This is a genomic window from Allobosea sp. 05T439 (assembly GCF_056396005.1).
The window spans coordinates 20,021-43,470 of sequence record NZ_JBFTKP010000029.1 but is presented as its reverse complement, the minus strand read 5'-3'; the positions used below and the strand labels follow the sequence as shown (position 1 = coordinate 43,470).

Genomic DNA, 23,450 nt, shown 5'->3' with positions numbered 1-23,450 from the left:
CGTCAGGCATCCACGAAGAGCATTGCCGGGTTTTCCAGAAGCTCCTTGAGCCGCTGCACGAAGACGGCCGCATCCCAGCCGTCGATGACGCGATGGTCGAAGCTCGACGACAGGTTCATCATCTTGCGCGGGACGAAGCTCGTGCCGTTCCACATCGGCCGGATCATCATCTTGTTGACGCCGACGATGGCGACCTCGGGGTGGTTGATCACCGGCGTGGTGGCGACGCCGCCGAGCGCGCCGAGCGATGTGACCGTGATCGTTGAACCCGTCAATTCGTCCCGGGTCGCGATGCCTTCGCGTCCCCGTTCGGCGAGCCGGCCGAGTTCCCGGGCGCAGTCCCAGAGATCACGAGCCTCGGCATGTTTTACGACCGGCACGATCAGTCCGGTCGGCGTCTGGGTCGCGATACCGATATGGATGCCGGCATGTTGGTGGACGATCCCGGCCTCGTCATCGAACAGCGCGTTCAGGTTMGGCTGCTCGGCCAGCGCCTTGACCAGCGCCCGCATCACGAAGGGCAGAAGCGTCAGCTTCGGTCGCTCGAGCGTCGGCTTCTTGTTCAGGACTGCGCGGAGGTCCTCCAGCGCGCTGACGTCGACCTCCTCGACGATGGTGATGTGGGGGATGCGCGCCTTGGACAGCGCCATCTTCTCGGCGATCTTGCGGCGCAGGCCGACGATCTTGATGTCGGTGACGGCGGTCAGGCGCGCCAGCCCTGGCGCTCGTTCGGCCTCGGGCCCGCGCAACGCGAAGCTGTCGAGGTCCTCGTGAGTGATGCGCCCACCCGGGCCGGAGCCCACGACCTGGCGCAGGTCGATCCCGGCCTCGCGCGCCTTCAGCCGGACGGCCGGCGAAGCGAGCGGCTTCTCGCCAGCCTGCCGCCTCGGTACGGCGCTCAGCGTGGGAGCTGAGACCGCGCGCGGCTTGGGCGATGCAGCGGGCCTGGCCTCGGTCAGCTTTGCCGGAGCGGGGGCGGGAGCTTCGTTCTTCGGCGCGGCGACAGGCTGCTCGACAACGACCAGCTCCGGCGCCGCGCTCCCTTCCGGTTCGCCAGGATCAGTCGCGCCCTCGCCTGCAACCTTCAGCCGGACCAGCGCCGAGCCGATCGCAACGGTGTCGCCGATATCGGCGCCGACCCAGACCACCTCCCCGTCGACCGGCGACGGGATCTCGACCGTCGCCTTGTCGGTCATCACAGCAGCAAGGAGATCGTCCTCACGCACKATGTCGCCGACTTTGACGTGCCACTCGACGAGCTCGGCCTCGGCAATGCCCTCGCCGACATCCGGAAGCTTGATGACCCGTTCCGCCATCATCGGCTCTCCATGATCTCACGCAGGGCGGCGCCGACGCGCGCCGGGCCGGGGAAATAGGCCCATTCCTGGGCATGCGGATAGGGAGTGTCCCAGCCGGCGACGCGCATGACGGGCGCCTCGAGATGGTAGAAGCAATGCTCCTGCACCAGGGCCGTGAGTTCTGCGCCGAACCCCGAGGTCAGCGTMGCCTCGTGCAGGACAATGCAGCGGCCGGTCTTGCGCACGGAGGCCACGATCGTATCGAGGTCGAGCGGCAGCAGGCTGCGCAGATCGATGACCTCGGCGTCGATGCCGGTCTCTTCGGCTGCCGCTTCGGCGACATGAACCATGGTGCCATAGGCGATGATGGTGACGCTCGCGCCCTCGCGCCGGATCGCGGCCTTGCCGAGCGGCAGCACGAAATGGCCGTCCGGCACCTCGCTGAGCTCATGTTTGGACCAGGGTGTCACGGGGCGATCGTGATGACCGTCGAACGGGCCGTTATAGAGCCGCTTCGGTTCGAGGAAGATGACGGGATCGGGATCCTCGATTGCGGCGATCAAGAGGCCCTTGGCGTCATGCGGGTTGGAGGGCACCACGGTCTTCAGCCCGGAAACATGGGTGAAGAGCGCCTCCGGGCTCTGGCTATGCGTCTGGCCGCCGAAGATGCCGCCGCCCGTCGGCATGCGGATCACCAGCGGACAGGTGAAATCGCCGGCCGAACGGTAGCGCAGCCTGGCCGCCTCCGAGACGATCTGATCGTAAGCCGGATACATGTAGTCGGCGAACTGGATCTCGACGCAGGGGCGCAGGCCATAGGCCGCCATGCCGACTGCCGTGCCGACGATGCCGAGTTCGTTGATCGGGGCGTCGAAGCAGCGGTTCACCCCGTATTTCTGCTGCAGGCCATGGGTGCATCGGAACACGCCGCCGAAGAAGCCGACATCCTCGCCATAGACCACGACGTTCTCGTCGCGCCCCATCGAGACATCGAGCGCCGAACGGATCGCCTCGATCATCGTCATTCGAGCCATCGCGTCAGACTCCGATCTGCTGACGCTGCCGGCGCAGGTGCGGAGGCAGTTCGGCATAGACATCCTCGAAGATGTCGCGTGCCGAGGGTTTGCCGCCGGCATGCAGGGTGCCGTGGCCCTCGGCCTCCTTCTGCGCAGCGATCACGGTTGCGAGAATCTCGGCCTCGGCCTGCTTGTGCCGCTCTTCAGTCCAGGCGCCCAATGCGATCAGATGCTGCTTCAGCCGGATCAGCGGGTCGCCGAGCGGCCAACCTTCCGATTCATGCTTGGGCCGATAGGCGGAGGGGTCGTCCGAGGTCGAGTGGGCGCCGGCGCGATAGGTGACGTATTCGACCAGCGTGGGCCCGAGATTGCGCCTCGCGCGCTCGATCGCCCATTGCGCCACTGCGTAGGTCGCAAGGTAGTCGTTGCCGTCGACGCGCAGGGCCGGAATGCCGAAGCCGAGTCCGCGCGCCGCGAAAGTGCCGGAGCCGCCGCGGGCAATGCCCTGGAAGGTCGAGATCGCCCACTGATTGTTGACGACGTTGAGGACGACCGGGGCCTTGTAGGTCGAGGCGAAGACCAGGGCGGCGTGGAAATCGGACTCCGCTGTCGAGCCGTCGCCGACCCAGGCGGCGGCGATCCTGCGATCGCCCTTGATCGCCGAGGCCATGGCCCAGCCTACCGCCTGAACGAATTGGGTGGCGAGATTGCCGGAGATCGAAAAGAAGCCGTGCGCCTTCGACGAGTACATGACCGGAAGCTGGCGGCCTTTGATCGGGTCTCGCTCATTCGAGTAGATCTGGCACATCATGTCGACGAGCGGATAATCATGCGCGATGAGGAGCCCGGCCTGGCGATAGGTCGGGAAATTCATGTCCTCCGGGCCGAGCGCGATGCGAAAGGCGCAGCTCACCGCCTCTTCCCCGGTGTGCTGCATGTAGAACGAGGTCTTGCCCTGGCGCTGCGCCATCTGCATGCGGGCATCGAAGGCGCGCAGCGTCATCATGTGGCGCATGCCCCGGATCAGAGCATCCCTGTCGAGATCGGGCACCCACGGGCCGACAGCCTGCCCCTCCCGGTCGAGCACGCGGATGATCGAATACGCGAGATCGCGAATTTCCTTGGGATCGATATCGACCGGAGGCCGGCGGACCGAGCCCGCTTCCGGGATGACGACATTGGAGAAATCCGGCCTGCCGCCCGGGCGGCTGGCGGGTTCGGGGACATGAAAGCGCAACGGCTGATCGGTCATGCCCGCACTCCGGCAAGGGCGCCCTGCCGACCCGCATGCAGCGAGCCGACATAGAATGAACCCGGCTCGTCGCCGAACTCGAAAGCCTCAACAGCTGCGAGCGCCGGATGGCGGGCAAGGCGGAAGCCGATCTCCGCGCAGTCCGAGACGCCTTCGGTCTCGATGACCATGCGGATCGCGGTTCGTCCGTCATCTTGGCGGGAGCTCGACAGTTCGACAAGGGCGAAGCCTAGGCGCTGGGCATCGAGCAGGAGTCTGACCAGCCCGTCATAGGCGTCGCTGGTCGACGCTTTCACCACAACTCGCCGTTGCATTCGCCCGGTCATCACGCACCCCCATCGCCGCAACGACGTTAATCCGGCAAACGGAAAGAGTTTTCCCGAAGACGCTCGACATTCGGCTCAATCTCGGCAAATTCTTCCGCCACTGTCTCCATTTACAGAAGATTCGCCCGATGACCGGCAAGTCCAGGCGCAGCGACGCTCTCGACCCTATCGACCGGCGGATTCTGTCCGCCCTGCGGGCCGATGGCCGCCTGACGACGAGCGCACTGGCCGAGAAGGTCGGGCTCTCGCCATCGCCTTGCTGGACGCGGGTCAGGCGGCTGGAGGAAAGCGGCGCAATCGAGCGCTATGTGGCAGTCCTGGATCACGCGGCCCTGGGGCTCAACAACACCGTCTTTGTCGAGATCACGCTCGACAAGCACGACGACAAGGTGCTCGACACGTTCGGGGACGCGCTGGCGCGCATTCCCGAAGTGGTCGAGGCGCATCTCGTCACCGGCGAATACGACTATCTCGTCAAGGTCGTGGTCAGCGGCACCGACCACTACGAGCGCTTCCTCCGTGAGACGCTGTACCGGATCCCCGGAATTCGCCAGTCACGCACGACCTTCGGTCTCAGGACGCTGAAGCGGGCGATCTCGGTCGATCCGCTGCAACTGCCGTGATGCACCATGCCAGGGGCCGGTTCAGTGCCGATGGCTCAGCGTAACCACATTGTCCTGCAGGCGCCGGACGATCAACCGCGTCACCGAGAGGGCCATGTTAGGGAACTCCGTCAGCAGAGCGACGAAAACCTCCTTGCGCAAGCGGAGCGCCGTCAGCGGCGTGGTCGCGATGACCGTTGCCGAGCGAGGATCATCCGTCACGATCCCCATTTCACCGAACAGGCTGTTGGCGTTCATGGTCGAGATCCGGACAGGCGGCCCCGACGCCTCGGACACGACGTCGGCCGAGCCCGTGATCAGCAGATAGGCGGCGTCCGACTCGTCTCCCTGGCGAAAGATGACCTCCCCCGCCGCGAACTCGACCCGCTCGCCAGTGAAGGCCAGCAACCTCAGGCGCACCGTATCGACATCGGCAAAGATCGGCACGGAACGCAGGGCGCGCAGCTCGATACTGCCCGCGTCAAACTGATCGCTCACGAACGCCTCGTCGGACTGAGCTTGCGTCTGAACCGCCGCGTCTGCGGAACTGACGGAGTTGGTTCCGTGGAATTCAAGGCTGGCGTCGAAACGACCCAGTTCCGCAATCTGCCGGCCGGCAACGAGAATGGTCCGCCCCTTCATGAAGGTCGTGATCCGTGCGAATAGCCTGGCAGCCTCGGCCTGCCCGAACGACGCCAACGCGTCGTTCAGGATCATGATCTGCGGGCGCTTGATCAGGCAACGTGCCAGAGCAACGGCCGCTTTCGCAGCCGGAAACAGGAACTGTCCGCCATAGCCGGCCTGTTGTTCAAGTCCCCAACGATAGACGTCACGCTCCAGGCCCAGTTCGATCAGGCTCTCACGGATGGCCTCGAGCGCGCGCTCCGCATCCGCAGCACTGCTGCTGGCAACGCAGCCGAACAAGAGATTGTCGCGCAGAGGGGCTGCCGGGCAGTAACGGGCCGGATCGTAGAAGGCGATGGCATCCGCCATCTCCGGGGTGGCCTGCGCGCGGAAAGACTGCCGCGCGGCGAGGATGCGGACCTCGTCCGCCTCGCTCAGCAGCCCCAGCCGATGCCGCGGCTCCGCATAGAGAAATGCCAGCGCGATCAACCGGGAGCGATCGGCCTCCCGGAGGGTGCGGGCCTCGGCCCGCCCGAGAATGACCTGATAGTCAGGGAACTGGGCCGCGGAAAGGAAGGAGAACTGCTCGAACAGGACGTGATCGGCTGGAAGATCGCGAAAGATCTCGAGCATGGTCGCCGCGATACGCCGCCCGATCTGGGTCAGAAGCGTGGTCAGGCCCTGCGCGTCCAGAATGGCGCGCACCAGCTTGTGACTGGCCAGGCGTTCCCCGGCGAAGCCGGGATCAGTGACGACGCCGAACAGGATGTTCTCGCCGATGGTCGCGTTTCGTGTGTATCGCTCGGGATCGTAGGGCTCCACCGCATCGCCCGCCCCGCGCCCAATCAGCCTGGAGCGAATTCTCGTACGGATCTCGGCAACCCTGTTGACGATCTCGGTCGGGTCGTCCGCACTCAATTGGCGCTGCAGGCCGAAGCGAAACACCGTTTCGGCGAGCCCGACCACGCCTAGCACCTCGACCAGGAGACGTTCGAGCTCGTGCCTGCTCGCGACGCCGGCGCCGCTGAAGTCGAGCGACCAGGGCTGGGCCCCGGCCTGGGCGACAACAGGGCGGCGCAGGCCATAGAGAATGTTGTCGCGCAGGGACGCATCGAGAATGACGGGCTCCGCTCCAAGATAGGCCAGTGTCCGCCCTCGCCGTTCGGAGGACAACGAAGCCAAGGGAATACCGGCCAGCGTCACCGCGCCGTCGAACGGCGCCATACTGCCCCCGAGCACAGACGCGAACGCAGCCGCCCCTTCCCCCGCCTTGTCGATCAAGGCGATGTTCCCCCCCAAGGGCAGAGCGAATGAAACGCGCTCGAGCAGCCGGTCGCCGGCCGGCCCAAGAACCGTCAGCCCCTTGGCCGCGATCATGCCTTCGCCAGGCACGATCCCATCTCCGGAGAGCGGGGCCTGCGGCCGTTCCGGCGCCGGGGCATCGTCCAGCGAGAATTGCTGGGTGACCTGCTGAAACCGCGCCTCGACGTCGAGACGCTGCTGATCCCAGTCGATCAGTTCCTTTACCGGCGTCGGCAGGTCACGATACGCGGCGATGACCGCGACGAGCTGGCCGATGTCGAGACGGCCGGTCAGGGCAAAATACCCCCCGATCGTGTAGAACAGGAATGGCGTCAGCTGGGCCAACAGGTTGTTCAGGAACTTGACCGCGAATTTGCGCCCATAGAGCTGGTAGCGGATGCCGAACAGCCTCTCGAGGCGCACTGCGACGAGTGCTTTTTCGACCGCAGAGGTGCCGTGGCCAGCAACCTCGTCCAGCGACTCGACGACCTCGCCGATCTTGCCGGCCAGGGCCCGCGACTCGATCTGGCGCTGTCGCCCAAGCCGGATCTGCTCACGCCGCATCCGGGGAATGATCACTGCCTGCACGAGAACGATGCCTGCCGCGATCGACCCCAGCGCCAGATTCTGCAGCAGAATGAAGATCAGCGCCGTCAGCGCCTGGCCACCGAGCAGAACCGGCTGGATGAAGGCATCACCGACGAAACCGCCGACTGGCTCGACCTCGTCCTTGATGACAGTCGCGGCCTCGGACGGTTTGAGCCGGCGCCGTGCCTCGGGCGTGAAACTCAGCAGCGTCGCGAAGAGGTCGGCGCGCAGGCGCTGCAGCAGCCGTTCGCCCAAGGCCCCCTTGCGCATGTTGATGACGTATTTGAAGGCGCCATTGATGAGCACCAGCAGCAGAAACAGGCCGGACAGCGCAAACAGATAGCTGATGCGATCGAGCATGACGCCGCTGAGAAGTTCACGGCTGCCCCCGAGCCAGGCCGGTAGGGCGAGCGAGAACCGGAAGAGCCGTGCAGTCTCCTGCCCACCGGAAAAGGCGCGGCCCTGGATGGCGTCCGTGATGATGTATTTCGGCAGCTCAAGCGAAAGATAGTAAAAGGGAAACGACAGCAGCACGATCGCGATGATCTGGAGCTGCTGCCGGCGGCTGTTGCGCCAGATATAGGCAAACAAGCCTGTTGCTGCGGGCGCGCTCGCCTCAACCGGCGCCTGAGGCGTGGTTTGCGCTGCCGCCTGTCCTGGCCGCGAGCGCAAGCGCTGGGCCGCCTGCAGAGAGGAACCATCCGCCATGGAGCGCATCCGGCCTGTGATGTGAGCGCTGCGCTCCAGCGTACCGCAATTTTCCCGTGTTGCGGACAATAGCTTCCCTGCGCCTGCGCATCAGTTCAGCGTATCCGTCTCGCCCCAGGGGCGTGGCATGTAACGGCTCAGCGGCCCCCATTGGGCAGCCTCGGCGTGGCTCAGCCCAATGTCATTCAATGTATGCGCATCCATGGCAACGCTCTGCGACTGCCCGCGCTGCGGGCCAAAGGCGAGCGCCAGCGATGTGACCAGCGCGCGGCTCGCGCGCGTCATCCTGCCAAGAAAGGGGCACTCGCCCGCCTGCGTCACTGTCTCGGGCTCGCGCAGCGGTTCGAGCGAGGTTGTCCTGAACGGCGTGGAATGAGTGTTGGCGGTGTGGTGCACGGCGAAACTCCCGTTCGGAGCGGCACACACAGCGACTGCGGGCTGCGGTCGCTGCGGCCTTCGCCGGGGGTTTTCGGCCGTTCCCGTGCTATCTTCTGTGAAACAGGTCACATAGGCGTCAGCTTTTCCTAGCAACGGAGAGAACAGGGGGACTTGGGAATGCGCAGCGCGCCGCATCTGGTGGTTCGGCTTCTATCGGTAAATCCGTTCTTCGCTGGGCTTGCTCACGACGCCCTGGTCAAGATCGCCGCAATTTGCCTGCCGAGGCACCTGGCACCGCACGAGGTCCTGTTCCTGAAGGGCGATCCCGGCGATGGCCTCTATGCCATCCGGCATGGCCGGATCCGAATTGGCACCACGGACGATGCCGGCCAGCAGCTGACGATGAACCTGCTGGGAGGCGGCGACGTCTTCGGGGAGATCGCCCTTCTCGACGGTCGCGCCCGCAGCGCCGACGCCATTGCGCTGGAAGACACCGAGATGTTCTTCGTGCCGCGGCGTGACTTCCTGAATCTGCTCGACAACGAGCCACTGATTGCAATCCGGCTGATCGAATTGCTCTGCGAGCGGCTGCGCGGCATGAGCGAGCGCATGGAGGACACGGCCTTCCTTCCAGCCGCATCACGGCTGGCGCGACGCATCGAAGTGCTCGTCACCKACTATGGCAGCGAGCTGCACATTTCCCAGGAGGAACTGGCGGCGCTGACCGGCGTCACCCGCGAAACCGTGAACCGCCAGCTGCAGCGCTGGAAACAGATCGGCATTCTCTCCCTTGGACGGGGCCGCCTCGTGATTCATAATGTCGACAGCTTTCGGCAGCTGGCGAAGTCCGGCGCGATCTGAATACCGAGCATGAGAGGCTTGCCATGCGCTTCCTCCGATTCTCGATTGCCGCTTGCGCCATTTGCGCATCGATCCCGCCCGCCGCCGCGCAACAACCTGCGGGCTGCACCCCGTCAGCGCGGACCGATCCGCCGAGAACCGTGTTCCGGTGCAGCGGTGGCCTGATCATTGAAGCGGAGGCCGCCACCCGCTTCCAGGTCCAATCGCCACAGCCCGGCCGCGCGATTCAATCAATCGCATTGGATGGCAAAGGCCTTCTGGTCGAGCTACCCCGTCGCCGCGGGCCCCTCCAGATCCTGACGCCCCACGCCATCGCCTCGGTCCGCGGCACGATCTATGCCGTCGACGTAACGACCTCGAAGACATCGGTGTTCGTCGCCGAAGGGCGCGTGCGTGTCACGCGCCGCGATGGCACGGACCCCGTCGAACTCAATCCCGGCGATGGCGTTGACGTCTCCCAGGAAAAGCGACTTGACGTGCACCGCTGGTCCCGCGAGCGCGCCGCAGGGCTGCTTGCTCGGTTCGGGCGGTGACCTCGACGCGCAGTGTCCGCCTGCCCGCGTCGATCACCATCCTCTGCCTCGTGATCGCCGCGCTCTGGTCCGGATTTCTGGGGCGAATGCATCTCGCGGGCGAGCGCAATCCTCTCGACCGAGTCGAGGCGGCGCTCGCCGACATGCGCCTGCTTATTGCCGGTCGACGCTCACCCCCAGGCGAAATCGTCATCATCGCCATCGATGATGAAACCGTGGCTCAGCAACGCGGCTACCCGCTCCAGCGCTCCACTTTGGCTCGGATGATCCTCGCCATTGGAACCGCGGCCCCACGCACCCTTGCACTCGACCTGCTGCTCGTCGACCCGACCTCGCCCGAGACAGATGAGGCGCTTGCCCAGGCTCTCGAACGAACGCCTTCACTCGTCGCCGCGGCCGGCAGCTTCGGCCGGGACGAGGAAGGAAGCTCGCAATTACCGGCACCGAAACAGATGCTCTGGCCGCTGTCGCCGTTCGACCGGTTGGCAGCCGTCGGTCTCGTCAATATTTCATCCGACGCAAGCGGCACCCCGCGGCATGTGCCGCTGCTTTTCCGGACCGACCGCGGGGTCATGCCATCATTCGTCCTAAGTGTGGCGGCAGGCTTCAAGGGCGAGGCTCCTGTGTTCGGCGTCGATACCGTGCGCCTGGCAGGCAGCCCGGTGAAGCTCGACCTCGGATTCCATCTTCCGCTCCGGTTCTACGGCCCGCGAGGCAGCTTCGAAACGATCAGTGCAACCGGCCTGCTTGCGGGCACCGTGCCCGTAGAGCGCCTGCGGGGCCGTATCGTCATTGTCGGCGTCACCGCCACGGCTATCGGCGACACCTTCAGCACCGCCTTCGATCCCGTGACGCCGGGCGTGGAGGTCCTGGCGACCGGCATCGCTCATTTGATCGCCGGCACCGGACTGGTCCGGGATCACGAGGTGCGGTTGCTCGACGCAGGCGTGGCACTCGTGCTGGCCACCGGCTCCGTCTTCTTCATCGCCTCTGCTCCGCTCGGCATCGGCGTCGGCGCAGCGGTCTTCGGTCTCGCTGCCTGGCTGCTGGCCACCACGGCGCTCTTCGCCGCAGGCTATTGGCTCAGTTCGGCGCTCCCGCTGGCGTCAGTCATTCCACCTGTCGTCCTCGCAGTGGTTTTACGGCAGACATGGGACCGCCGCCAGGCCACGGATATCGCCCGTTCCGAAGCCGCTTTACGGCAGTTTCAGCCGCCATTGCTCGCAGATCGCATTGCACGGGACCCGGGGTTCCTGCGCGAGCCGGTGCAACAGACGGTTGCGATCCTGTTCGTGGACCTCTCGGGCTTCACGCGGCTGAGCGAGCAGGCCGGCCTCACGCGAACACGCGAATTTCTCAAGGCGTTTCACACGCTCATCGAAAACGAGGTGACCGCGCATGACGGGCTCGTCATCTCCTTCATGGGCGACGGTGCAATGATCGCGTTCGGCATTCCAGATCCGCACGCCGATGATGCCGGCCACGCTCTCTCCACGGCCTGGGCACTGCTCAAGGATATGCGCGAGTGGGCCACCGGCGAAGAGGTATCGATTGGCCATCCGGATCTTCGTGTCGGTGTCCATTTCGGCCCGGTCATCGTCTCTCGTCTCGGGCACGAAGCGCATCAGCACATCACTGCGACCGGGGACAGCGTCAATGTCGCGAGCCGCTTGATGGAAGTCGCAAAGGAGCAAGGCGCCGCGCTTGCCGTTTCAGCAGAGCTCCTCGTCGCATCCGGCGACATCCGGAAGCGCCACCGCGAACCCGACAGCATTCGCACAGTCGAGATTCGCGGCAGGCGCCAACGCATCTCCGTCGCGCTCTGGGGCGCCTGACAGCATCTGTGATCCAGATCACAGAACGCATCCGCCTTTCCGGGAAGGGTTCGGCGACAATCCCACACAGGGGAAAGGCCATGGCCAAGTACAGGGCGATTCTTCCGCAGGTCCTGGCGCGAGAATTCCTCACGGACGGCGGACTGGAAACGACACTCGCCTTTCGTGACGGGCTTGAATTGCCATTCTTCGCCGCTTTCCCGCTGGTGCGCAGCGAAGAAGGCCGAGCCCGCCTCAAGGCCTATTTCCTGCCCTATCTCACGCTCGCCGCCGAGTACGGCAAGGGCTTCATTCTGGATACGCCGACCTGGCGCGCCAATCCCGATTGGGCCCGCAAGCTGGACTACTCGCGCACCATGATCGAGGAGGTTCAGAGAGCCTCGGTTCAGCTGGCGATGGAGCTGCGTCCTCACTACGAAACCAGCGATTCAAGGATCGTGATCAACGGCGTGATCGGGCCGCGTGGGGATGGCTATCGGATCGATACGCGCATGAGCGCGCGGCAAGCGCAGCTCTACCATCAGGATCAGGTCAAGACCTTTGCCCGCACCGAAGCGGACATGGTGAGCGCCATCACGATGACCTACAGCAACGAGGCGATCGGCATCGCCGCCGCTGCGCAGGCTCACCGAATGCCCGCCGTCATCTCCTTCACCCTGGAGACCGACGGCAGGCTCCCGAGCGGAGAGCCCCTGGGCCATGCGATCGAGCGCGTCGATGAGGCAACCGAGGCCTATCCCCTCCATTACATGATCAACTGCGCGCATCCCCTGCATTTCGAGCGGGTCATCTCCGGCAGCGCACCCTGGCTCGACAGGATCGGGGGCTTGAGGGCGAACGCCTCGACCTTGAGCCACACCGAACTCGACATGGCAACCGAACTCGATGCTGGGGATCCCCTCGACCTCGCCCATCGCTATCGCAGCCTGCGCAAGCAACTCAAGAACGCGCGTGTCCTCGGAGGCTGTTGCGGCACCGGCCTGCGCCATGTCAGGGCGATCTGCTATGCCTGCCTGTAGCGCGACGGGAGATTGCGCCGCTGCCGCGGCTGCTCATGCCGCATCAGCGGCCTATGACACCATCTGGCTGGCGACACGAGACAGGTCAGCCGCAGCGCCCGTCTCCCGCAAGGCGCGCGACACAGTCCCGGACAGATCGTCAAAGCGTGCGAGAGCCTCCAGACGCGCCTCGACCTCGGGGTCGAGGCCCTGCGGCCTGAGGTGATCCCGGAGGGACGCCAGGCAGCGGTGCTCCAGCACGGGAGAGTTCAGCCGCCTTGCCTTCTCCACCGCCGAGCGCAGTGCCGCCTCCGCATCCTGCTGCTGCGCCCGCACGCCCCTGGCCATGATGCCGGCCTGGATCCGATCCAGCTCCGGCTCCAGCCACAGCGAACCGCTTCGCGACATCAACGCGATCGCCCGGTCGCAGGAGGCTTGCGCCTCCGCCAACTGCCCGAGTTGAAGCTGAGCTTCGGCGAGATTGGCGAGATAGCCGGAGAGGGACAATACGTAACCGACGCGTTCGAATGCCGCGATCGCCCTCTGCATGGTTGCCGCGCCGCGCGCGAGATCACCCTTCTGGCAGAGCCCCCAGCCCAGAAACGCCGCGCCATGGGCCCGGAAGCCTGCGAGCCCGTGCTGCTCCGACAAGGCCACCAGCCGCCCTGCCTCCTGCATCAGCTCATTGGTCGCCTTCGAAAGCCCGAAGACCCAGCCACCGACATAGGACATCGGAATCGCCGCGGAATGAGGATGCCGCAAGGCGTCTGCGGAGCGAAGCGCATCGATGCCTATGCGCAGGGACTCGCCGACATTGCCGAGGCAGAAATGAGCGAGGCTCAGCAGTGATCTGGTGTGAATCTCGGTGTTCTGGCCGAACATGAATGTACTGGCCTCGTCGCGATCACGCTCTCCGATGAGCAGGGAGTGCTCGAGATGCTCGATCGCCTCGTCGGCCTTGCCCTGGCCGAGCCGCACCATGCCGATCAGACGGTGCCCGATGGCTCGGCCGGAGCCATAGTCCGCGCGCTCGGATCGATCGAGGAAGTTCTGGGCCAGCGACGCGGCTTCGGGCACATCGCCGCTGCAATTGGCGAAAGTGAACTTTCCGAACAGGAACGGAAACATCAATGCCGAGGGCTCGTCTTCGCTGCAAAGCTCCAACCCGCGCTTGCAGCATTGCAGCAAACCTGACGATGTCGGCCCCTGCGCGGCGGTGATGGAGCCGACCAGCGCCGCCTGAAGGCCGCGCTCGAGCGTCGTCCGCGCCATGTCCTCCGGCAATTTGTCGAGCAGAGACAAGCCGTGGCGAATATGCCCGATCGCCTCGATATGGGCAGAACGCTGTCCGGCGCTCGCCCCAGCCCTCAGCCAGGCCTTGACTGCCTCCTGGTAGCGGCCCGCCTCGGTGAGATGGTGCGCAGTGACCTCAGGCAAGGGGATATCGACGCCGTCCCCCTGATCGAGCAGGCCCAGAATGCGATCATGGATCGCGCGCCGTTCGGTGGCGAGCATCGATTCATGAGCCATGCGCTGAAGTAATGAATGCCGAAACTCGTAGCGGATTTCCCCGCCTATGCGCTTGGGCAGGAGAATCTCGGCGTCGACCAGCGCCTCGACAGGCGCGATCACCTCCCTGATGCCCTTCTCCAGGACGTGGGCGAGGAATACCGGGGTGAAGGAACGACCGATACACGCCGCGGCCTGTACGACGGGTCGGGCACCCGGACGCCGATCGAGCCGCTCGGACATGAGTTCCGCGAGGAGAAGCGGGACATTCGACGGTTTGCGGATGGGATGAGGCGTCTGGATGTGTTCGTCGATCAAGGAGAGCACGAACTGCTCGACAAAGAGCGGAACGCCCTCGGCGGCAGCGACCGCCTGCGCGATCTTTTCGGGAGGCAGCTCCTCCGAACCCGGAATCGCGTGCGCCAGTGCGAGACTCTGCTCCCCCGACAACGGCTCCAACGTCACGACTTCGTCGGGCTCCGGCAATCCCTCGGCGCGCGGGAACGGCCGTGCGGTGGCCACGACCATCAGTGCCTCATCGCCCCCGGCTACGAGGAGTTCCCGCAAGAGCTCCGCCGAGGACGGGTCGAGCCAATGCGCATCCTCGATCACCACAAGGGTCGGCTGTCGGCGGGCCGTGCGCACGATGACCGAGATGACGAACTCATACTGCTTGCGCTTGAACATTGTCGGGGCCGGGGCAAACTGCTCGCGGATGCCGGTTGCAGCCAAACCGATCAGGCTTGCCAGTATTTCGTTGTTCTCCGGCGTGTTGAGGCCGATTTCGTCCAGGACGGCGCCGATCTTCGCGCCGCGCACCTTGTTGTCGTCCTCGAACTTGAGACCAGCCCGTGCCCAGAGAAAGCTCGCGACCGGGTAGAGCGGCGTACTCGCGAACAGCTCATGGCAATAGGTCATGTAAATCGCTGCATCGGAGAGCGCCGGATGACCGCAGATCTCCGTGATGACCTTCGTCTTTCCGACTCCTGCATCCGCGGCCACGAGAACGAACTGCGCCCGCCTGTCGCTCGTTGCGCTGGTCCAGCGCGCAAGGATGCTCTGGAGATGGCTTTCCCGGCCGACAGCGATCGGAACACTGCTCGCGACCCTGCCTCGGCGCCGCGCCGTTCCCAATCGCTCACGAGCAATCTCGAAGACTTCGATCTCACGCGAAAGGCCCCGGATGGCTCTTGGGCCGAGGGCCCTGACTTCAAACAGCCCGGCGGTGAGGTCGGTGACCTCCCGGGTCGCCACGACCGTCCCAGGCGCGGCCTCAGCCTGCAGTCGCGCCGCGAGATTGATGGCCTCGCCCACCGCACCGAGTTCGCTGGAGCCGCTGCTGACGCGGGCCGGAGCCATCACGACGAGGCCCGTGTGAACGCCGATACGCGCTGCGATATCCGGAACGGTGCCATCCTCGATGCTCGTGTTCAGCGTCTTGATCCGCTCCATCAGCTCGAGGGAGGCACGGACGGCCCGTTCCGCGTCGTTCTCGCGGGCCGTGGGATAGCCGAAGAAGATGAGGACACCGTCGCCCGTGTAACTCGCAACGAAGCCGCCATAGCGCTCCATGGTCGTCAGGGTCAGTTGCTGGTAGCGGCGCTGAACGAGACGGAGCTCTTCCGGATCAAGCTGCTCCGACAACTGGGTGTAACCGACGAGGTCGACGAAGACGATCGTGACGTAGCGCCTCTCCGACACAAGTTTTCGAGGCTCGGCTTCGCTCATCGTCATCGCACAGGCTCCTGTGTCGCGAAAGTCGGCGCTCGGCTACTGTCTCGTCAGTTTGAATATGGCCGCATATGCGCATAGAGTGAAGTCATTACCTAGCTGTCTCTAGTTTTTCCGCCAGTATACGGGGGGCGACCGTTCATGCCTGCCTCAAGAATATCGCGTCTTTTCTCCCGAACATCAGCCGAAGCCAGTCCCGGCGCACCACAGACGATCAAAACGGTCGTCATTTGCGCCCATCTTCGGCCTGGTCGCGACAAACGGCGCTCGACGCATTTCATGCAACCTATCGCAGGTCTGCATATTGCTGCACTGATCGATGCAAAGCGATTTGATGTCGTGCTTTATCATGAAGACTGGCACGGCCCATTCGACCCTGCACATTGCAACAAGTACGACCTCGTATTCCTCACGGGGCTTCAGCCCGACTTCGATCGACTGCGGCAACTCTCCTATCATTTCAGACGCAGTGGAGCGACGGTCGTTGCCGGCGGGAGCGTATGCACGCTTTTCCCGGAATTCGCTCAGCAGTTCTTCGATGTCGTCTGCGCCGGCGGCGTCGATTGCGTCAGAGATGTCGTTAACGATTATTTGGCCGGCTCGCTCCGACCAATCTACCGCTCTCCGATTGCACAAATCTCCGACTACACGGTCGATTATAGCCTTTTGCGCAAAAGCGGCATCAATCCGAGCACGCATCTTGCGGAGACCTCACGCGGATGCAGCTTCAAATGCAGCTTTTGCGTCATCCCCTCGGAAGTCGGGGCGCATGTTCGCCATGGGCTAGCCAGCTTCAAGGCGTCGCTCGAAAGCGCGCTGCAATCGAGCCCCCGCTTGAGCATGCGCAGCTGGTATCCGATGGTCATGCTGCTGGACAATAATTTCTCGGATGACCGGGCCCATATGCTGGCCATCTGCGAGTTCCTGCGCGACCATCCCAAGGTGCGGGGCTGGGGCGCGCTGGTCACCCAGAACGTCGTCCAGGACCGCGCGCTCATCGAGACCTTCGCCGCCTCCAAATGCGTCGGGCTGTTCGTCGGGATTGAATCGCTCGATGCGAGCTTTCTGCGCCGCTACAACAAGACCCAGAACCTCAGCCGGCGCCAGAATGTCATCGATGACGTCGCCTTCGCCGAGGGGCACGGCATTGCCGTCGGTTACGGCTATCTCTTCGACCCTCGCTACCAGACGGCTGCGGAGATGCAGCAGGCCATGGAAGCCATCGCCGACAACCCGCTGATGCCGATGCCGACCTATCTCAGCGTCGTTGCTCCTCTCGCCGGAACCCAGCTCTTCTGGGAGGATCTGGAGAGCGGGCGCCTGGCTCCCAATCTTCGCTTCCGGGACCTGGACGGCGAGACGATCTGCTACGCGCAGCTTGCCGAACCGGCTCAGCCGATCGTCGCCTTTCTCGAACGGATCTTCCGGCGTCCCTGGACCGTGGTCGGGCGCATGCGCATCCTGCTCAAGACCTTGCGGAGGCTCCGCCACAGCCGTTCGTTCAACCCGATGCGATGGTACATCATCGCCTCGGCGAGCTTTCATTGCTTTACCTGGTCAAAGTCCTCGCCGGCGCGACCGCGCACCTATCTGGCTGGGAGCGATACGCTCGACCCGCAATATGGCGAACATCCGGACGATCTGTCGCCGGAGGATCGCGTCCGCTATTTCGAGCCGATCGCGCTCACCGATGGCGACGGCAAGCCGAGCCTCTGGCTCATTCCCTATGCCGAAGCCCGCCGGAAACCCAAGGCGACGGCACGACCTCTGCCGGTTTCGCCTCCCCTGGACACCGGCATCGTCGCCATGCGGCCGGAGAAATAGCGCAGCATTCCAGGCTCACTTGCCTTTCGGCTTTGGGCTGGCCCTGCCCCTCGGGGCTGGAGAGCGCGGTCGTGGAACCTTGGGCGAACCTTCCTCTTCCGTAGGCCCGCCATCCTTCGGCATCGTACCGAGCTTCTGGCTGGCGCTCTTGGGCGCATCGACATAGGCCCTGCCGATGAGTCCCTGCAATTCAGGCAGACTGTATTTGGCGATGTGCGCGAGCGTCGCCGTCCGGAGCTTGGTGCTGTCTCCGGCAGCCTCCGCCTGGGCAGCCTGGAGACCGTCCAGAAACCTGTTGAGCTCGTCCCGGGAGGCACGCAAAGGAGGCGGCGGGGACTTTGGCTTGCGTGTTTTCACGGCCATGACGCACCTCGCCAAGCTACTGCATGATGTTGAGGATCTGCGCGCGGATCTGCGGGCTCAGCATCAGATCCATATGCTCGAGACTGTCCCGGTCAATGTCTCCGGTCACGGTGCGCACATTGGCCGCGGGGGTCGAGACCAGACGCGCGGACCAGGCCGGGATCACGCCATCTCCCGGGCAACAGGAGTGATCGACAATGGGTGACGGATCGGAGTTCGGGTCGAAGGCGGGGTCGATCCAGTCCCATGTCTGCTCAAGGATCGTCTCGTCGACGGTTCTTCCACTGCGCTGCTGGACGCCGCGGATATTGTAGAACTTGCTCTTCGTGGCCGCCCCGAGCGGCAGCGCCACATTCTCATAGACCGTGTTGCCCCGGCCCAGGGCGGCATGGCTGAAGCCCCAGTTCACGGGGTAGCGCACCTGGGTTCCGTTCTTCCCGGGGTTGTAAGGATCGGCGATCGCGCCGGTATCGCGGTCCCTGACCGGATATCGCGACAGCGGATAGTTCGGATCGGCAGCCAACGCCGCCTGGTCACGCTGGAAGGTCGCCTGGTCCAGGTAGAGAAGCGTGTATGGCCCCGGCAACGACGAGATCAACTGGGTCAGATTGCGCGGGTCGTAGGACCATGAGAGCCTGTCCAGGTCGGGGTCGCCCTTGAAATAGCGGTTCAGTTGCCCGGCATAGCCGTAGAAGGGCGACCCGACGCTGATCGCCCGCCTGACCGCTGCGACATGCGAGCCGCCCTGGTTCAGGACCAGCTTGACGACCATGCCGCCGAAGCTGTGCCCGATCAGCGTCACATCGGCGAAGGGATCGGTGCCGCATTCCTCGCGGACCCGTTGACGGAACTTCGGCACGAAGCTCTTCAGGAAGAAGCGCGCCACGAGCTCGGGATCGCGCCGCCAGTCCCAGCCAAAGACGAACCAATCGAATTTCCTGGCTGTGCACCAGCTCAGGAAATCGTCGTAGGGGGTAAGCACCGGAGGAAACCGGACGCAGCCATCGGCGATCACGAAATGCCGGCCCGCATCGTCATCGCCCTTCATCTTGAGCAGCAGCGCGCCCCCGGTCAGGATGGGGCAATCCAGCCAGATCAGATTGTAGAAATAGGGCGTATTGCCCTGGGTCGTGGTCGCCCATTTGATGCTGGATCCCATGCCTCCCGGGAACAGGATGACCGTCTTGCGCCGCGCCGGTCTGTGCTGCCTGTAGCGCGCGATGAACTGCGAAATCTGCTCGTCGAGTTGCGCGAGCTGCTGCTTGTCACGATCAGCGACGTAGCTCATTTCGCCTCCGGTCGAGAACGCTCTCACATTCTGCGGGTAAGGCAGGCTTGCTCATCCAAGCGACAGGCCGGCAGGGATGGGGCAACAACGACGCGACCATCCCAAACCGCAATGACAGCATCTCTCAAACGACTGACGCAGGCAATGCTGTAGTGACGCTACGAGATGCTTCCCTCAGATCTGCGTCAGGAACTCAAATCCGAACCAAGACGAAGAATGGGCGCACCGTCCGGGCGCATTCCGGCCCGAGGACATGTCTGACCGTGTTCCTGCGCCCTCTCGGCGCTCGCCACCGGCAAGCCGCCAGCGAGCCGGAGCGGGGATACGGCCGCGGCCGGCTCGCATCGGTCACAACTTCACCGCCCGCAGCCGCGCGGCATTGGCGATCACGCTGACCGAGGACAACGCCATCGCGGCCGCTGCGATGATCGGCGACAACAGCAAGCCGAAGATCGGATAGAGCACGCCTGCCGCCACCGGCACCCCGAACGCGTTGTAGACGAAGGCGAAGAACAGGTTCTGTCGGATATTGCGCATCGTGGCCTCAGACAGACGCCGGGCACGCACGATCCCGGTCATGTCGCCCTGGAGCAATGTGACGCCGGCACTCTCGATGGCGACATCGGTCCCGGAGCCCATCGCGATGCCGACATCGGCTGCAGCCAGAGCCGGCGCGTCATTGACGCCGTCGCCCGCCATCGCGACCACGCGCCCCTCCCGCTTGAGCTTCGCCACGACCGCGCTCTTGTCCTCTGGGAGAACCTCGGCCTCGACCTCGGTGATGCCGAGCCTGCGGGCCACGGCTTGCGCCGTGGTACGGTTGTCGCCGGTGAGCATGACGACGCGTATCCCCTCGGACCGCAGCGCCGACAGAGCCTCCGGCGTCGAAGCCTTGACCGGGTCGGCAATGGCGATCACGCCAGCGGGCTTGCCGTCCACGCCCATGAAAATCGCCGTCGCACCGTCCCTGCGCAGGTCGTCCGCGATCTGGACGAGGCCCGACACATCGACGCCGTGCTCGGCCAGGAAGCGATCATTGCCGAGCACGATCCGCTGGCCCTCGACCGTTCCCAACGCTCCCTTGCCGGTCGGGGAATCGAAGTCCGTCACGGCCGCCGTCGTAACGCCCTTGGCTTCGGCAGATGCAACGATCGCAACCGCCAGGGGATGCTCGCTCGGCCGCTCCACGCTGGCGGCAAGGCGCAGAATGTCGGCCTCGGAAAATCCCGAAGCCGGCCGGATCGCGGTGACCGCCGGCCGCCCCTCGGTGAGCGTGCCGGTCTTGTCGACGACAAGCGTGTCGATCTTCTCCATCTGCTCAAGCGCCTCGGCATTCTTGATCAGCACGCCGGCCCGGGCCCCTCGCCCGACACCGACCATGATCGACATCGGCGTCGCAAGGCCGAGCGCACAGGGGCAGGCGATGATCAGGACCGAGACCGCAGCCACCAGCCCGAAGGCAAGGCGCGGCTCCGGCCCCCAGATGGCCCAGGCGGCAAAGGCGAGCAGGGCAATGGCGATGACGGCCGGCACGAAATAGCCAGAGACCTGGTCGGCCAGGCGCTGGATCGGCGCGCGGCTGCGCTGGGCTTCCGAGACCAGCAACACGATCCGCGACAGCATGGTGTCGCGCCCGATCTTCTGCGCTTCGATGACGAGGCCGCCGGACTGGTTCATCGTGCCGCCGATCACGGCGTCGCCGACAGTCTTGGTCACGGGCATGGATTCGCCAGTGACCATGGATTCGTCGACAGCGCTGCGGCCATCGACCACTGCGCCGTCCACGGGCACTTTCTCGCCAGGGCGAACCCGCAGACGATCCCCCAATTGCACCGTATCGAGCTGGATCTCCTCCTCGGAGCCGTCGGCATTCAGACGCCGGGCCGTCTTGGGAGCAAGATCGAGAAGGGCGCGAATGGCGCCGCCCGTGCTTTCCCGCGCGCGCAGCTCGAGCACCTGCCCGAGCAAGACCAGCACCGTGATGACAGCCGCGGCCTCGAAATAAACTGCGACCGAGCCGTCATGCCCGCGGAAGGCCGGCGGGAAGATCCCGGGCATCAACGTCGCCACGACGCTGTAGACCCAGGCAACGCCCGTTCCCATCGCAATCAGCGTGAACATGTTGAGGTTGCGGCTGACCAGCGAATGCCAGCCGCGCTCGAAGAACGGCCAGCCAGCCCACAGCACCACCGGCGTCGCCAGGGCGAGCTGGATCCAGTTGGAGAGGTGACGCGGAATCAGGTGGTCAAGGTCGAGCAGATGCCCACCCATTTCCAGGATCGCGACCGGGAGGGCGAGAACGAGGCCGATCCAGAAGCGCCGGCTCATGTCGACCAGCTCGGCATTGGGCTGTGCTTCAGCAGTCATCAGAACCGGTTCGAGCGCCATGCCGCAGATCGGGCAGGAACCCGGCCCGATCTGCCTGATCTCGGGATGCATCGGGCAGGTGTAGGTCGCCCCCTCCGGCGCGGTATCGGTTGCCGCGGCTAGCTCTGGATCGACGTAACGAGCCGGGTCAGCCTCGAATTTCGACTGGCAGCCAGAGGAGCAGAAATAATAGGGCCGCCCTCCGTGCTGCGCGCGGTGTGTCGTCTCGTGGGGATCGACCGCCATCCCGCAGACCGGATCCTTGACCTGCCCCTCATTCGTCTTCCCGGCATCCTGGTGCCCGACATGGGCACCATGTCCGTGGTTACCATGGTGGGCGGCATGGCCCACATGGGCCTCGTGACCACCGTGAGACGTCTCCTTCGGGGCATTCGCCATGATATTCCTTTGCACAATCCGGCCGCGATAGCGGCGGCATCGTGCAACCTTCCATTGTGGGAAGGTCAAGCCTGCCCCTCACCGCTCCGCAGCATGCGCCTCGCAGAATTCAGCCAAGCTCCGGAAGGTCCAGGCTGGGCGCGGCATATCCTTCGGTGGCAGCGTTGCGCCTCCGCCCCCCTTGTCGTGACGGCGGTCGATCCAGGCACTGCTGATCCCCATTGCGCTGGCCGGCACGTGGTCGTGGAACAGGCTTTGCGCCACGTGGAGGATCTTGCCCTTGTCCTCGCCGACATGGGCCAGCATGTACTCGAAATTGGCGAGCGATGGCTTGTAGGAGCCGATATCCTGCGCGGTGAACCGGAGGTCGAACTCCGTGCCGAGCAAGGCCGCACTGCGGCCAAGGCTCGCGCGGTCGACATTGGAGAGCACGACAAGGCGATAGTGCCTGGCCAGATATTGCAGAGCCTCGCGACTATCGGGGAAGGCCGGCCAGTTCCCGACCGAAGCACCGAATTCCCGGGCCGCCAGCTGATCAGGCGGCGTGCCGAAATGCCTGGCGAGGTCGCCATGCACGCGCTCCAGAATCTCGGGATAAAGCAGCCGCGGCTGTTCAGCCTCCCACTGGCTTTCGAGCCGGGCAAACTCGGCGAGCAGGTCTTCGTCACGGACGACAATCCCCCTGGCGTTCAGCCAAGGCTGCAATTGCGCCAGCAGACCGGACTCCCAGTCGATCAGGGTGCCGTAAACATCGAAGGTCAGGGTGGTGAAATCACGCAGCTTCATGGGCCGTCTCCATCATCTCTCTGGTGACGGTCATAGACCGGCGGCGATTCCCGCTCTTGTCCCGATTTCCAAACCTTTGGGCTCAATCTCCACGTCGCAATGCCGCGGGAGTGGTCGAGCGCCGACGACGCAGGCTTCGCGTCAGCGCACTTTGATCGCTGAACCCGACTGCAAGCGCGATCTCGGCAAGCGGACGCCGGGTTTCACGGATCAGTTGTTCGGCTTCCCGCAGGCGCAGATCGGCGAGATAGCGCCCCGGCGACATACCGATCCAACGCTGGAACAGCGCATGCAAGCCACTGACCGACACGCCGGCGGCGACTGCCAGCTGCTGGACGGTCAGCGTCGCATCATAGCCATGACCGAGCAGCGAGACCGCACGCTCCAGCGCTGGCGGCCAATGCAGCCGATCGCCGGACCGTTCCGCCACCGCCTCGAGCAACATGCCGCCGAGCCGATCAAGCAGGTCCGATCGGCGCGCAGGCGCCGCCGCATCATGGGCGATGTAATGCGCGAGATGCCGCAATCCGGCGTCGAGGGGGTGAAATGGCTGCCCCTCCGCCTGGTGGACGAGGCGATCCGGCAGGCCAAAGAAGCCCGCTCCGGTCGGAACATCGAGCACGACGAAATGGCCATGATGCGGGGTCGTGAAACGGTGGCGCGCCTGCGAGGCGACGATCACGAAGCTGCTGTCATCGACGATGCCATCCTGCCCCGCGATGCGCATCTGCATGGTGCCATCGACGGGCACGACAATCTGATGCCAGTCGTGCGCGTGCTCCGTTTCATGTGGCGGATAGGATCGTAGCGACAGGATCGGGCGCATCCGCAGCCTCCCCATTCGAAGTTCTGTGCCCGAAGT

Annotated in this window: 19 protein-coding genes; 6 read left to right on the top strand and 13 right to left on the bottom strand. The window is 64.8% G+C overall.

Annotation, left to right across the window (positions count from 1 at the left end; genetic code table 11):
- Positions 1–2: 2 nt before the first annotated feature.
- Genes AC1DIO_RS25740 through AC1DIO_RS25725 form a run of 4 tightly spaced genes read right to left on the bottom strand, consistent with a single transcriptional unit; the run spans position 3 to position 3,862 of the window.
- The gene (locus AC1DIO_RS25740; protein WP_441507849.1) at positions 3–1,316 is read right to left on the bottom strand and encodes a dihydrolipoamide acetyltransferase family protein; all 1,314 of its coding nucleotides are present in this window, start codon (positions 1,314–1,316) and stop codon (positions 3–5) included.
- Positions 1,316–2,332 carry an alpha-ketoacid dehydrogenase subunit beta gene (locus AC1DIO_RS25735; RefSeq protein WP_441507848.1) on the bottom strand — a complete coding sequence of 339 codons (1,017 nt, stop codon included), beginning with the start codon at positions 2,330–2,332 and terminating at the stop codon, positions 1,316–1,318. Before AC1DIO_RS25735 ends, AC1DIO_RS25740 begins: the two co-directional genes overlap by 1 nt.
- Positions 2,333–2,336: 4 nt before the next feature.
- Positions 2,337–3,566, bottom strand: a complete 1,230-nt coding sequence (locus AC1DIO_RS25730; protein WP_441490279.1) for a 3-methyl-2-oxobutanoate dehydrogenase (2-methylpropanoyl-transferring) subunit alpha — start codon at positions 3,564–3,566, stop codon at positions 2,337–2,339.
- Positions 3,563–3,862, bottom strand: a complete 300-nt coding sequence (locus AC1DIO_RS25725) for a hypothetical protein (protein WP_441507846.1) — start codon at positions 3,860–3,862, stop codon at positions 3,563–3,565. The genes AC1DIO_RS25730 and AC1DIO_RS25725 overlap by 4 nt, the downstream gene beginning before the upstream one ends.
- A gap of 158 nt (positions 3,863–4,020) precedes the next feature.
- Here AC1DIO_RS25725 and AC1DIO_RS25720 point away from each other — a divergent pair, with 158 nt between their 5' ends.
- Entirely contained in the window at positions 4,021–4,515 is a 495-nt protein-coding gene (locus AC1DIO_RS25720) for an Lrp/AsnC family transcriptional regulator (protein WP_441490281.1), read from the top strand.
- Positions 4,516–4,536: 21 nt separating this feature from the next.
- Here AC1DIO_RS25720 and AC1DIO_RS25715 read toward each other — a convergent pair whose 3' ends face one another.
- Together AC1DIO_RS25715 and AC1DIO_RS25710 are read right to left on the bottom strand one after the other, a co-directional pair.
- Positions 4,537–7,716 (bottom strand): cyclic nucleotide-binding domain-containing protein, encoded by a 3,180-nt coding sequence (locus AC1DIO_RS25715; RefSeq protein ID WP_441507845.1) that lies wholly within the window; start codon positions 7,714–7,716, stop codon positions 4,537–4,539.
- Positions 7,717–7,806: 90 nt separating this feature from the next.
- Positions 7,807–8,112 carry a hypothetical protein gene (locus tag AC1DIO_RS25710; protein WP_441490283.1) on the bottom strand — a complete coding sequence of 102 codons (306 nt, stop codon included), beginning with the start codon at positions 8,110–8,112 and terminating at the stop codon, positions 7,807–7,809.
- A gap of 159 nt (positions 8,113–8,271) precedes the next feature.
- Between AC1DIO_RS25710 and AC1DIO_RS25705 the strand changes: the two genes are divergently transcribed.
- The 4 genes from AC1DIO_RS25705 to AC1DIO_RS25690 all read left to right on the top strand — a co-directional run bounded on the left by AC1DIO_RS25705 (position 8,272) and on the right by AC1DIO_RS25690 (position 12,342).
- Positions 8,272–8,955 (top strand): Crp/Fnr family transcriptional regulator, encoded by a 684-nt coding sequence (locus AC1DIO_RS25705; RefSeq protein WP_476854278.1) that lies wholly within the window; start codon positions 8,272–8,274, stop codon positions 8,953–8,955.
- Positions 8,956–8,978: 23 nt separating this feature from the next.
- A complete protein-coding gene (locus tag AC1DIO_RS25700; RefSeq protein ID WP_441507844.1) occupies positions 8,979–9,488 on the top strand; it encodes a FecR domain-containing protein in 510 nt (169 codons plus the stop codon).
- Entirely contained in the window at positions 9,485–11,323 is a 1,839-nt protein-coding gene (locus AC1DIO_RS25695) for a CHASE2 domain-containing protein (RefSeq protein WP_441507843.1), read from the top strand. Before AC1DIO_RS25700 ends, AC1DIO_RS25695 begins: the two co-directional genes overlap by 4 nt.
- Positions 11,324–11,403: 80 nt before the next feature.
- Entirely contained in the window at positions 11,404–12,342 is a 939-nt protein-coding gene (locus AC1DIO_RS25690) for a homocysteine S-methyltransferase family protein (protein ID WP_476854277.1), read from the top strand.
- A gap of 51 nt (positions 12,343–12,393) precedes the next feature.
- Here the strand turns inward: AC1DIO_RS25690 and AC1DIO_RS25685 are convergent, their stop codons facing one another.
- Together AC1DIO_RS25685 and AC1DIO_RS25680 are read right to left on the bottom strand one after the other, a co-directional pair.
- Complete coding sequence (locus AC1DIO_RS25685; protein WP_441507841.1) at positions 12,394–15,564, bottom strand: ATP-binding protein; 3,171 nt, start codon at positions 15,562–15,564, stop codon at positions 12,394–12,396.
- Positions 15,565–15,741: 177 nt separating this feature from the next.
- Positions 15,742–16,260, bottom strand: coding sequence for a hypothetical protein (locus AC1DIO_RS25680; protein ID WP_441490289.1), 519 nt, complete (start codon positions 16,258–16,260; stop codon positions 15,742–15,744).
- 135 nt (positions 16,261–16,395) lie between these two features.
- On the opposite strand from AC1DIO_RS25680, the gene AC1DIO_RS25675 reads away from it, so the two are divergent.
- Positions 16,396–17,385 (top strand): radical SAM protein, encoded by a 990-nt coding sequence (locus tag AC1DIO_RS25675; RefSeq protein ID WP_441490290.1) that lies wholly within the window; start codon positions 16,396–16,398, stop codon positions 17,383–17,385.
- Positions 17,386–17,400: 15 nt separating this feature from the next.
- Here AC1DIO_RS25675 and AC1DIO_RS25670 read toward each other — a convergent pair whose 3' ends face one another.
- The 5 genes from AC1DIO_RS25670 to AC1DIO_RS25650 form a co-directional block, all read right to left on the bottom strand.
- Positions 17,401–17,748 carry a hypothetical protein gene (locus AC1DIO_RS25670; protein ID WP_441507840.1) on the bottom strand — a complete coding sequence of 116 codons (348 nt, stop codon included), beginning with the start codon at positions 17,746–17,748 and terminating at the stop codon, positions 17,401–17,403.
- A 16-nt stretch (positions 17,749–17,764) separates the two neighbouring features.
- Positions 17,765–19,036 (bottom strand): hypothetical protein, encoded by a 1,272-nt coding sequence (locus AC1DIO_RS25665; protein ID WP_441507839.1) that lies wholly within the window; start codon positions 19,034–19,036, stop codon positions 17,765–17,767.
- A gap of 348 nt (positions 19,037–19,384) precedes the next feature.
- A complete protein-coding gene (locus AC1DIO_RS25660; protein WP_441507838.1) occupies positions 19,385–21,802 on the bottom strand; it encodes a heavy metal translocating P-type ATPase in 2,418 nt (805 codons plus the stop codon).
- Positions 21,803–21,880: 78 nt separating this feature from the next.
- Positions 21,881–22,588, bottom strand: a complete 708-nt coding sequence (locus AC1DIO_RS25655) for an HAD-IA family hydrolase (RefSeq protein ID WP_441507837.1) — start codon at positions 22,586–22,588, stop codon at positions 21,881–21,883.
- An 82-nt stretch (positions 22,589–22,670) separates the two neighbouring features.
- Positions 22,671–23,414 (bottom strand): helix-turn-helix transcriptional regulator, encoded by a 744-nt coding sequence (locus AC1DIO_RS25650; RefSeq protein WP_441507836.1) that lies wholly within the window; start codon positions 23,412–23,414, stop codon positions 22,671–22,673.
- Positions 23,415–23,450: the final 36 nt, after the last annotated feature.